Annotated in this window: 9 protein-coding genes, 1 tRNA gene and 1 riboswitch; of the genes, 2 read left to right on the forward strand and 8 right to left on the reverse strand. The window is 38.1% G+C overall.

All coding sequences use genetic code 11. The features are described 5' to 3' along the window. Position 1 precedes the first annotated feature (1 nt). Together mmsA and chvE are read right to left on the reverse strand one after the other, a co-directional pair. The gene (mmsA, locus tag K401_RS0129750) at positions 2-1,549 is read right to left on the reverse strand and encodes a multiple monosaccharide ABC transporter ATP-binding protein (protein WP_024296373.1); all 1,548 of its coding nucleotides are present in this window, start codon (positions 1,547-1,549) and stop codon (positions 2-4) included. 94 nt (positions 1,550-1,643) lie between these two features. Continuing rightward, positions 1,644-2,816 (reverse strand): multiple monosaccharide ABC transporter substrate-binding protein, encoded by a 1,173-nt coding sequence (chvE, locus tag K401_RS0129755; RefSeq protein ID WP_024296374.1) that lies wholly within the window; start codon positions 2,814-2,816, stop codon positions 1,644-1,646. 606 nt (positions 2,817-3,422) lie between these two features. On the opposite strand from chvE, the gene K401_RS0129760 reads away from it, so the two are divergent. Further along, on the forward strand, positions 3,423-3,797 hold the full coding sequence (locus K401_RS0129760) for a transposase family protein (protein ID WP_024296375.1): 375 nt from the start codon (positions 3,423-3,425) through the stop codon (positions 3,795-3,797). Positions 3,798-3,804: 7 nt separating this feature from the next. On the opposite strand, the gene K401_RS0129765 is transcribed toward K401_RS0129760, so the two are convergent. The 5 genes from K401_RS0129765 to K401_RS0129785 all read right to left on the reverse strand — a co-directional run bounded on the left by K401_RS0129765 (position 3,805) and on the right by K401_RS0129785 (position 9,719). Further along, positions 3,805-5,001, reverse strand: a complete 1,197-nt coding sequence (locus tag K401_RS0129765) for an IS256 family transposase (protein ID WP_024296376.1) — start codon at positions 4,999-5,001, stop codon at positions 3,805-3,807. Positions 5,002-5,445: 444 nt separating this feature from the next. Continuing rightward, positions 5,446-7,365 carry an AAA family ATPase gene (locus tag K401_RS0129770; protein WP_024296377.1) on the reverse strand — a complete coding sequence of 640 codons (1,920 nt, stop codon included), beginning with the start codon at positions 7,363-7,365 and terminating at the stop codon, positions 5,446-5,448. Then, positions 7,353-7,871, reverse strand: a complete 519-nt coding sequence (locus K401_RS0129775; protein ID WP_024296378.1) for a hypothetical protein — start codon at positions 7,869-7,871, stop codon at positions 7,353-7,355. Before K401_RS0129775 ends, K401_RS0129770 begins: the two co-directional genes overlap by 13 nt. Positions 7,872-7,877: 6 nt before the next feature. Further along, complete coding sequence (locus K401_RS0129780) at positions 7,878-9,128, reverse strand: hypothetical protein (RefSeq protein WP_024296379.1); 1,251 nt, start codon at positions 9,126-9,128, stop codon at positions 7,878-7,880. Between the two features lie 518 nt (positions 9,129-9,646). Then, positions 9,647-9,719 (reverse strand) — tRNA-Ala (locus K401_RS0129785). A gap of 94 nt (positions 9,720-9,813) precedes the next feature. Further along, positions 9,814-9,930, forward strand: a riboswitch (FMN riboswitch). 83 nt (positions 9,931-10,013) lie between these two features. On the opposite strand from K401_RS0129785, the gene K401_RS0129790 reads away from it, so the two are divergent. After that, complete coding sequence (locus K401_RS0129790; protein ID WP_027352255.1) at positions 10,014-10,691, forward strand: ECF transporter S component; 678 nt, start codon at positions 10,014-10,016, stop codon at positions 10,689-10,691. Positions 10,692-10,895: 204 nt separating this feature from the next. Here the strand turns inward: K401_RS0129790 and K401_RS0129795 are convergent, their stop codons facing one another. After that, positions 10,896-11,396, reverse strand: a complete 501-nt coding sequence (locus K401_RS0129795; protein ID WP_027352254.1) for a PTS sugar transporter subunit IIA — start codon at positions 11,394-11,396, stop codon at positions 10,896-10,898. Positions 11,397-11,404: the final 8 nt, after the last annotated feature.

Raw genomic sequence — 11,404 nt, forward strand, 5'->3', positions numbered from 1 at the left:
TCTATTCATCCTTTCCGTTATCTGCCATAATACATTTCATAATCTTTTCCTGGGAAACTTCGTCACTGGATAATTCACCGGTTATGTGTCCCTCATTAATGACGTAGATGCGGTCACAGATTCCAATGATTTCCTGAAGCTCCGAGGAGATCACAATAATTGCCTTACCCGCCTTTGCCAAATCGTTGATTACGCAGTATATCTCGTACTTTGCCCCGATGTCGATGCCCCGGGTCGGTTCATCCAGAATCAGCACGTCCGGCTGGGTCATCATCCATTTTGCCAGCACCACCTTCTGCTGGTTCCCACCGGAAAGGGAACTGACTGTCTGGTTAATGGAATTGGCTTTTACGTTGATTTTCTTTCTATACTCCTCCGATGAAAGATTTTCGGCATTGCCGTTTACGATACCTCTTTTGGAAAAGAAGTTGCGCAGTGCTGCCAGGGTCATATTTCCGCGCACGCTGTCAATCAGGATAAGACCATAATTCTTCCGGTCCTCGGAAACGTAGGCCAATTTGTTATTGATGGCATCTCTTACATTCCGGATGAGGACCTGCTTTCCGTTTATCTTTATGGTTCCAGTAATTTTCTGCCCATAGGATCTTCCGAAAAGGCTCATGGCCAGTTCCGTTCTTCCCGCGCCCATTAGTCCCGCAAAGCCTACCACCTCCCCTGATCTCACATGAAAGGATATATCCCTTACCATCTTCCGGTCCGGATCATCGGGATGATATACATTCCAGTTCTCAACCTCAAAAATTTTATCTCCCATATCACAGCATCTTTCCGGAAAACGGTTCGTCAGCTCCCGCCCCACCATACCCTTGATGATACGGTCCTCGCTGATCTCATCCTTCCCCTTTTCCAGGGTTTCTATGGTCTTTCCATCCCGGATCACGGTAATGGAATCCGCCACATAGCTGATTTCATTGAGTTTATGGGAAATTATGATGCAGGTAATGCCGTGCTTCTTCAAATCCAGCATGATGTCCAGAAGCCGCCTGCTCTCCTCGTCATTGAGGGCTGCGGTGGGCTCATCCAAAATCAAAAGCTCCACCTGCTTTGCCATAGCGCGGGCAATTTCAATGAGCTGCTGCTTGCCTACGCCCAGGCTGCTGACAGGTACATTTAAATTTTCATTTTCAAGTCCTACTTTCTCAAGCATTTCCTGAGCCCGTTTATTCGTTTTCGTCCAATCTACCACCCCTTTAACCGCTGTCTGTTCATTTCCCAGAAATACGTTTTCCGCCACGGACAAGTAGGGACTTAAGGCTAACTCCTGGTGAATGATTACGATTCCCTTTGCTTCGCTTTGCTTAATGCTGTGAAACTGACTTACATTTCCATTGTATACAATATCGCCGCTGTAGGTCCCATAAGGATAAACGCCGGAAAGCACGTTCATCAAAGTAGATTTCCCCGCTCCATTCTCTCCGCAGAGTGCATGGATCTCGCCCCGCTTCACCTTAATATTTACATCATCCAAAGCTTTTACCCCGTAGAACTCTTTGGTGATATGGTTCATCTCCAAGATATGTTCAGACATCTCATCAACTCCTTTACTTTCTTACGTTACACGGAAGCAGGCGGCGGTTTCTTCGCCGCCGCCTGTCAATATTCCTATTCCGTTATTCTTTTTGCTACTGTGCCAGCTGTGCTTCCGTATAATAACCGCCGTCAACAATGACTTTCTTGTAATTGTCCTTATCAACCGCAACCGGAGTGCATAAATAGGACGGAACTACGATCTTGCCGTTATTGTACTGGGTGGTATCGTTGATCTCCGGCTCAGCTCCCTGAAGAACAGCCTGAACCATGGTCACGCACTTTTCAGCCAGCAGACGGGTGTCCTTGTAAATGGACATGGTCTGGAAGCCTGAGATAATATTTTTCGTAGCCATCAGCTCCGCATCCTGTCCCGTAATAAGCGGCCAGTCCTCGCCTACTTTGTAGCCTGCGCCTTCAAGAGCCGCTTTGCAGCCATAGGCAAAGCCGTCAAAGGCAGAAGCACAGATATCCAGCTTCTTGTCTGCGTAAAAGCCGGTCAGATAATTCTCGCAGTTCTGCTGTGCTGTTTCCTGGGACCATCTTAAAATACAAGTATCCTCAAAGGAAGTACGGCCAGACTCACATACCAGGGTTCCATCATCCAGGTATGGCTTTAAAACCTCCATCAGGCCGTTGTATAAGAACAATGCGTTGTTGTCATCCGGAGATCCCATGAAAAATTCAATGGTGTAGGATTTCCCCTCTGCCTTGGCCTTATCCAGTTCCTTTTTGTCTTTTATGTACTGTCCGATAGCTGTACCTACTCCCTTATTATCAAAGGTCGCATAATAGGATACAGCATCCGTATCCATTAACAAGCGGTCATAGGCAATGATGGGAATACCTGCGCTCTTTGCCTGCTCTTCCACATTTACCAATGCGGAGGAATCAATGGAAGCAATAACCAGACAGTTAACACCGGAAGCGATCATGTTTTCGATCTGGGAAACCTGCATCTGAACGTCGTCCTCTGCGTATTGAAGATCCACTTCGTAGCCCAGGGCTTCCAGCTGCTTCTTCATGTTGGCTCCATCATTGATCCAACGCTCCGAGGACTGGGTAGGCATAGCCACGCCGACCCTTCCGCCGCTTCCCGTGGCTTTCGCCGCCTGGGTTTCCGCCTCTTTGGCTGCTGTGGTGGCCTCTGCTTTGGTTTCAGCCGCCGGCGCGGCCGTGGTTGCCGAGGTCTGGGAACCGCCGCAACCTGCCAGCATGGCAGCGGAAAGGACTGTCCCGAGAATGAGGCTTAGAATTCTTCGTTTCATAATTTTTACCCTCCTGTGGTATTATTTTATATATACAACTTGCGCTTTGCGCAATTTTGCATTTTTATTCACTATTATGTATTTTATCATACTCCGAATTAACTTTCATGTTATTTTGCTCAATTTATTCATATACACCAGTGCATTTTATAGTAATATTTAATAACCATAAAATAACTATATATTCTTGTTCATATTTTGTCAATACGTATTTTACCTTTTTTTCCATTTTCTTTAAAAGTTGTATGTACAGGTTATTTCAAATCTCTCAGACAAGTTTTTTGAATGAATGGACTTAACCGAACCACTTGTACTTCCGTCTTTCACGCCCAATGTCCGCAATCTGTCTGTACCGCATACCAGGCCAACTTGGCCCGAAGCTGCACAAAGGCTTGTCCAAAAGACTGGCAAACAAAAAGACATCTATTCGAAAAAAACTCAAACGGTGTCGTATGGAAAAATTCACCATTCCCACTGTAAAAATATATTTCATTACATGATGGGAATAATTTAACTTGAAAAGTAAGAGCTCAATAGGTTCTTTCCAATATTAGTTGATATTAATGTGATAAAGTAATAGAATGCCCATATAGGATGGTGGTATATATGGAACAAGAACTTATCAAAGAATTGGATACGAATTTAGAATGTTCAGATTGTAGAATAAAAAGTGATAAAATAATTATGGAGGTTCATTCTATGAAAAAAGCAGTGAATTGTCCATATTGCGGAAATTCATCATTTAAAATTCATTCTATTTATCAGCGAGAAATTCAAGATATTTCCTTACAGGATAAACAAACAATTCTTCTGCTTAGTGTAAGAAAAATGTTTTGTGATAATCTACAATGCTGTCATAAAACATTTTCAGAACGGTTTGACTTTATTTTGCCTAACGCAAAAAAGACAAAACGGTTAATTGATAAAATTTTAAGAAAGTGTCAAGATTTTTTCGCAAATTGTATTTCAACCGTCCAGTAGCCGGTAGTCAACCGGCTATGATATCAGACTGGTTCTGGAGATCCAATTCTTTCAGATGCTCCATATTCATGTAGCGCTTTGTTCCCCATTGGGTTCCTGCTACGTGTCGCAGTCTGGCACATACAAGCATTAAAGCACTTTGCCCATCAGGAAAAGCACCAATTGCCCGAGTTCTACGTTTGATTTCTCTATTAAGTCTTTCAATGGTGTTGTTGGTGCGAATTCTAGTCCAGTGCTGGCTGGGAAAATCCATGTATGTAAGAGTTTCCTCGATTCCATCTTCGACCTTTTTGGCAGCCGAAGTTAATTTCATCTTGCGAAGTTTATCAGCTACTTGTTTTGCCTTTTCCTTTGCAGATACCTTACACTCTTGAGCATGAATAGCCTTTAGCAGCATAGAGACTTCTTTCATCTTATTACGAGGAGTGGCAGAAAATATATTCCGATAGAAGTGAACCGTACATCTTTGATACTTTGCATCCGGAAATACTTCTGGAATGGATTCGAGCATCCCAAGGCATTTATCACCAATAATTAGGCGCACTCCAGCCAGGCCACGTTCTTTTAACCATACAAAGAATGTCCTCCAGCTTTCACGATCTTCTTTCATACCTTCTGCTGTGCCAATGATTTCACGGCATCCATCTTCATTGACACCAATAGCAACAAGGATAGAGACATTTTGAACTTCACCACCCCAGCTGCGCTTTAAATAAACACCGTCTACATAAACATATGGATAAGAACCGCTAAGTTTGCGGCTTCTCCACGTTTCAATGTGTTCATAAGGTTTTTTATTTAGATTACTTATTGTTCCAGGTGAAACTTTAGTTCCCCATAATGCCTCGGTGATATCTTCAACACGGCGAACAGAAACACCCGCGAGATACATTTCAATGAGAGCCTCTTCTACGGAGCATTCTCTGCGGCGATAGCGTTCAATAATGGCAGTTTCGAACGGAACACCCTTTAGCTTTGGCATCTTTAATTTGACCTCACCAGCTGTGGTTTGAAAGTTCCTGCTGTAATGGCCGGAACGATATCCCTTGCGTTCACCGGAACGTTCGTATTTTTCCGCATTAACGAGTTCTTCTGCTTCATGATCCAGCAAGGCATTGAGGGTTTCCTCAACGCTGTTGCGTACTAAATCTTTCAATTCGTTATGGATAAGTTCCTGGTTTAATTGTATAATATTATCAGACATGTTCTATAGCCTCCTTTGAGAGTATTTTGTGTGGTAACTTAATTCTACCAAACGGCTATAGACCATGTCTATTTTTATGAAATTAAATTTGCGAAATTAATTATACGTCATCAACGGTTGAAATATAATTTGCGAAAAAATCTTGACAATATCAAGTAGTATTTCCCTGCGGCGTATAATTACTTTCTCCGTCAGGTTACATTGCCATCTCAATTTTTTGGTGAGATTATTTGACAAACTTCTCAACATGCCTTGAAGAGATAAAAATGATACCGTCAGGGTGTGGTTGGACCCTGGCGGCAGTTAAAAATCCAGCAATCTCTGTCCACTCACATTTGCCAGAGATAAATCATAAGTTAATAAAATACTTACTCATGATTATGTAATATTGCTCATTGTAATTTTAAGATATATAAGTCAGTAGATATAGACCCTTTGAATTTATCATTGCCTCCTTTTAAGCAGTTTATTATCGTCATCCAGAGATAAAAAGACGTATTTCTCAAATTCCTTTGGATAAACACCTCGCCCGGTTGTCAAAATAATTTGAAACTTCTTATCATAGAGATTACTTTTTTCATTTGCCATATCAAGATGCACAAGAATTTTGATTAGCTTTTCCGGATCAATTCCCTCCTTATTGGGTGTATCAATCATCAAAAACTGAGGGTAGTTCATATCGGTTTCGAGACTTAAAAGTAATAATGTAAAAAAGTACATCAATCGTCTCGAGACATACGCACTCCGCTCCCTGTATGCTCCACCATTTATATATGGCATATAGTCTTCACCTAAATACGCATCAAAACAAGAGCTGTCCGTTGCTTTCATTAACTCGGCGTAAACCTTATTGAATTTCTTCTTCTTGCCAAGCATATCCTCTTTAGCTTTATCTAACTGTAAATTGACTTTTATTTTCAAAGAATCTACACTATTACGAAGCTTAATACATGATGATACCAGAGCCTCTTTCTTAGCCGCCAGTTCCTTGGCCCTGGACATATCTACACTTCTAGAATATAAATTAGCAATTTGTTCATCTAAATGTTTAGCATAAGCGGAGTTATAGTTTGTGCCAATATCTTTCTCTAAATCAACAATATAAGCTTGAGTTTCTCTTATTTGATTTTCAAATTCCTTTACATCATTATCAACATTTAGTTTTCGAGCCCTTTTCTTTTCTAATAACTCATTTAAAGACTTAAGTGATTTTTTCTTAGCATTAATGATTTCAACATATTCTGCATCTGTATAAAAGAACTTTTCATACTGTGCTTCATCAATTTCACTTCCACATATACACTTCCCATTCTCTCTTTGAACATCATGTAAACAATATGGACATGTGTTTGGGGAAAATAATTTCATTCTCTTATCAATAAAACGTATTTTTTCAACTTCATCAATCTCTCTTTTTGCTTCATCCTGCAAATATAATATTTTTTCAATAGAATTTTTGATTGCTAAGCTTATTTTTTCAGTAGAATCTTTTTCTAGCTGAATCTTTTGAACTCTACTTCGCTGAACTTTAATCTCATCAAAGATTTCAAAGCTATTAACTTCATTATTTCTTGCTATATCTCTCTCAAGATATTTTTGCTTAGTTAATTCCTCTATCTTATCAATCTCAGATTGAATAAATTCCGAATTATCGATATTTCCATCTAAAATTTGACGCAGAAAATCATCATAGCTATCCGATACAGCTTGTTGTTTTTCAAACTCGGTTAATTCAGTTTTGTATTTAGCAAGCATAGAATAATACTCATTATAAATCTTTCCAACAAGTATTTCAAATATTGCCTTACGGATTTCTATTGAATCTGAGACAAAATTATCATTATCTGAAGCCTTATAAATCTTTCCGATTTCAGTTTTTTGATCATAGTATACTAATCTCAATAAATCCGTAAAACCTATTTTGAATTGTTTTGTTCCCTGTATCATATCAAATACTTCAATACCTAACTTTTCAAGTAACCAATCGGAAAAAACTTCATTACCATTATCAGCAGTTCTGTAAATATTATATTCATCAATATTATCCTCCGAATCAACAACATAAATTATATTTCTGTTGAAATATCTTGTGAATTCATATCTCTCTTCATTAATATCCAGTTCTATTTCCACATAATTTTCTGTATCGTAATAAATTTCAGTATGTTTATCATGTATTTTTCTATCATCTTTATAAAACCCCTCAACCTTCCCGCCTAATCCAAAATAGATTAAGTCCATAAAGGTACTTTTTCCGTTACCATTTTCCCCTTCTAATAATACTATGCCATCATTTAAATGAGGCGATTCGAAGTAATAGTTTTTTCCGAAATAACTCACTCTTCTAATTGCTATTCTTCCCATTTTGCCACCTCATTTTTACCATAAATTTTAGATATAAAAGAATCGAATTTGTAAGTTCCTATGCGAGTCATATTATTTTTAATAATGTTGATATTACTTCGTTCACTGGCCAAAATATTTGAATCAAAAAGAGATTCCAAATCTTTACTCTTGACTAATTCCAAATCTATACATCCAAATCTATCATTTTTGCTCATATGTATTATGCCTTGCTTTTCCAGAAAGTATAATACTCTCTGTATCATAGAATCATTTAAATTAGCATTACAGTAAATGGTTGTTAATTCCTCATGCTCAAAAACATTAAGACTTCTATCACTGACTGCCTTTTCATAAAGTCTTAGGCGATAATCACTTTTACAGAATTCCAAAATAAAAGAAAGCTTCTTATAATCAACAAACTTTTTGTTGAATCCCGAAATAAAAAAGACTGTTGACAAAATCTTTAATGTTACATAATAATAATCTTCATCCAGAACAAACATCATTCTCTTTTTATTATCCATACTTCCTCAATCTAATGCAATAAAGCATTCTTGAAATAAAATCAATATAGATTTATATACCATATCTCTATCTAGATAAGGTATATCATAAGTTTTACTTTTATCCAAAACTACAGCATATGCTTCATCTGTCATTTTATCTAAAAAAGACAATATAATGTTTTCAGTCATAATAATATGTTTTTTCTCAATTAGAAATCTTTTTATTTCCCTTTTACATTTACTATATATGCGATAATTATATGCTTTTATTGCTTTGGGATTATCATATTGATCCTGTTCATATTTACCATCAACAAAATCGTCTTGTATCTCTTCCATGGAAATATCAGCAAAATCAGCACAAACTCCTAGAATCTTTTCCTGCAAATCTCGTGCATCTAAATTTTCCAATGCATCCCATTTATAATGAAGAGGATCTAATCTTTCATCCATTTTAGCTTCGCGTGCAAAATCTTTAAATAAAAGTTCTATCTGAGCAACATGTACCATCCTTTTTAAGAAACTATCCTCCATAGCTTGCGATTCTACCAAATCATAAAGTCGAGCGGTTATTGCACTTTGATATTTTGAATCCACATTATATTGAATACATAATTCCCCGACTGTTTTATCAATACATTCTCGAACTTCTCGTTCATTTTTCTCATCAAATCTCCATTCAATCAGTTTGAAAAAAGCTTTCCATTGATCAAAGGTCAAACTATCAATATACACTTTATAATAATTACGTTCTGACTCGCTTTCATTGCTATTTGAGTTTGACTTATGCTGCTCAACATAATATTCTTTGATGACTGGAATAACATATGACAGAGCTACATCAAATTGTTGTTCTTTCAGCAAATCTAAGAGCCCCTTTTCTGGTAACTCATCAAACTTAGCAAGTTGCCCCACTTTTCTCTCTTTTTTGGTTCCAGCATTAGAATAAAACACAAATATAATATTTTCATCTTCATCAATTCTACGCCATGTATCGATAAATATTCTAATTGAGTTTTTAATTTCTATACTATTAATAGAAAAATCAGATGAGTAATTCTTATTCTGTTCCGATCTGATTTCATTTGTACCATTACTCATATCATATTCAAAAACATCATCAACATATTCTATTGTACAAAATACGCTACTTCGCTTTTCTTGAAGTGCACACAATAATCGTTCAACTGCACGTAGCTTTTGCAACCCAATTCCCTTAAGATTTGAGATAGCTTCGGTATTTATATTATCTTTGATAATTTCAACTTTTTTCATAGTATCACCCGTTCTGTAAACTGCCACAGTTAATACTACCAATTATATCATAATATATTCAAATTAATAGATAAAATAGTAAAATATTACCATATCCATCAACTTATTTTATAGTATTATATTAAACCAAGGCACATCCCCTTGCACTAAGGTGAGAATCCAGAACATTTGTTCGTTATCCTTATTATATACTTCCATCACATCTTCGTCAACTGGTTTTCATTTAATCGTTATTGAAAATTTTTAAAAGCAAATAAATAGCAGGAGCCACAAAGCCCATACTATTCTGTGTTATATTTCAACTGTAGTTCTGCTCTTGAATTCCACCGTGAAAGTGCTGTTCTCATGTACAATAACTTTTTCAATGAGCCTTCTCATATCATCCATAGAAAAAGGCAAAAAAGGCACATTTTCAAAACTGAGAATGTACCTTTTTTGCCCTTGATTTATCAAGTGTCCCGTCCCTGTAAGTTATAATTTAAGCCCCAAGCATTCATGCCTGCGGCTTATTGTTTAAGTGGAGATAGTGGGATTCGAACCCATGACCTCTTGAATGCCATTCAAGCGCTCTCCCAGCTGAGCTATACCCCCATGTCCGCTATTATAGCAAAGCATTAAAAAAATTGCAACAACATATTGCATTTATTTTTTAAAATGTTATAATAATTCAAGAACATTTGAATATAGTTGTCTTCAGGGCAGGGTGTAATTCCCGACCGGCGGTAAAGTCCGCGAGCGCAAATTGCGCAGAATTGGTGTGATTCCAATACCGACAGTATAGTCTGGATGAAAGAAGATGTGTTAAATAGTGATAATACACCTGTCTATTTTTAACACCTGAAAGGCATACTTTCAGGTGTTACTTATTTTCAGGAGGATTTAACCATGAATATGACAAAGAAAACAAGCAAACTCACCCTCATGGCCATGCTTTGTGCGCTGGCCTTTGTAGCAGTTGTGGCAATCCGGATTCCCTTAATTCCAATACTGCCTTTCCTTGAGTATGAACCCAAGGATATTATCATCCTGACCGGAGGCTTCCTATTCGGCCCAATGTCCGCGGCACTGATCTCTGTCATTGTGTCTTTTGTAGAGATGTTCACCATCAGCAGCACCGGTATCATCGGGCTGATCATGAACATTCTATCAACAGTGGCATTTGTTTGTCCGGCAGCTTATCTCTATAAGAAGCGCCATTCCATGTGGGGAGCTTTCTTTGGCATGGTGTTAGGCACTCTTCTCATGACCCTGGTCATGGTTTTGTGGAACTACCTCATCACCCCGATTTACATGGGATATCCGCGGGAAGCTGTAGTCAAACTCCTTCTCCCGGCATTTATTCCCTTTAACCTGTTAAAGGGAGGAATCAATACAGCCCTGACTCTTCTCATCTATAAGCCTTTGGTGACCACCCTGAGAAGATCCAATCTTATGATTCCCGATTCAACAGCTTCTGCCGACGCTCCCAAAAAGAGGATTTTCAGTTTTGAAATTACCCTTACTGCAGCAGTCATCTTAATAACATGTATTATGGCTGTCCTGGTTATGAAGGGAATTATGTAAGCAAAGACTAATGATTGGACTGCGCATAACTAAAGCTGCCATATTTGCGGATTCTACGGAATCCGCATTTTTGATTTATAATATTATAATATTTTCCTGACGGTCTGATCCTTTGTCACTTGATGATGATCAATCGGATATTTGCAATCCGCTTCGCTGCTTGCTCACAGCGGGCCCCGCTTCACCGAGGTTAAATATCACTTTTTATTTGGATACTGCCATAACTTTCTCGCCAATATTTACAGTATGGGGATCCGCTAACTGAAAGCTGCTGAATTCATCCTGATTAGTTACGATCATTGGAATTACCGTATCAAATCCTGATTCCTGTATTTTTTCAATTTCAAAGCGGATCATTAATTCTCCTGCTTTTACTTTCTGCCCCACTTTTACATTTGCAGAAAAGTATTTTCCCTTTAATTCCACTGTATCAATACCAATATGAAGCAGAATTTCCTGGCCCATTTCAGTTGTCAGAGCTATGGCATGCAAGGTATCAAACAACATGGCAACAGTACCGTCTACCGGTGCATATAATTCCCCCTTAGAAGGTTTAATTGCAACACCTCTTCCTAATATTTCTTCCGCAAAGGTTGGATCCTTTACATCTTTAATGGATATCAGTTCTCCTTCCGCATAAGCAGTTATTATTTCCTGTGCCGGAATTTCCCTCGTTTTTTTAATAAGATTATTTAATAGTCCCATCTTTTCTC

It is taken from the genome of Lacrimispora indolis DSM 755 (assembly GCF_000526995.1).
In the GTDB taxonomy this organism is placed as follows: domain Bacteria; phylum Bacillota; class Clostridia; order Lachnospirales; family Lachnospiraceae; genus Lacrimispora; species Lacrimispora indolis.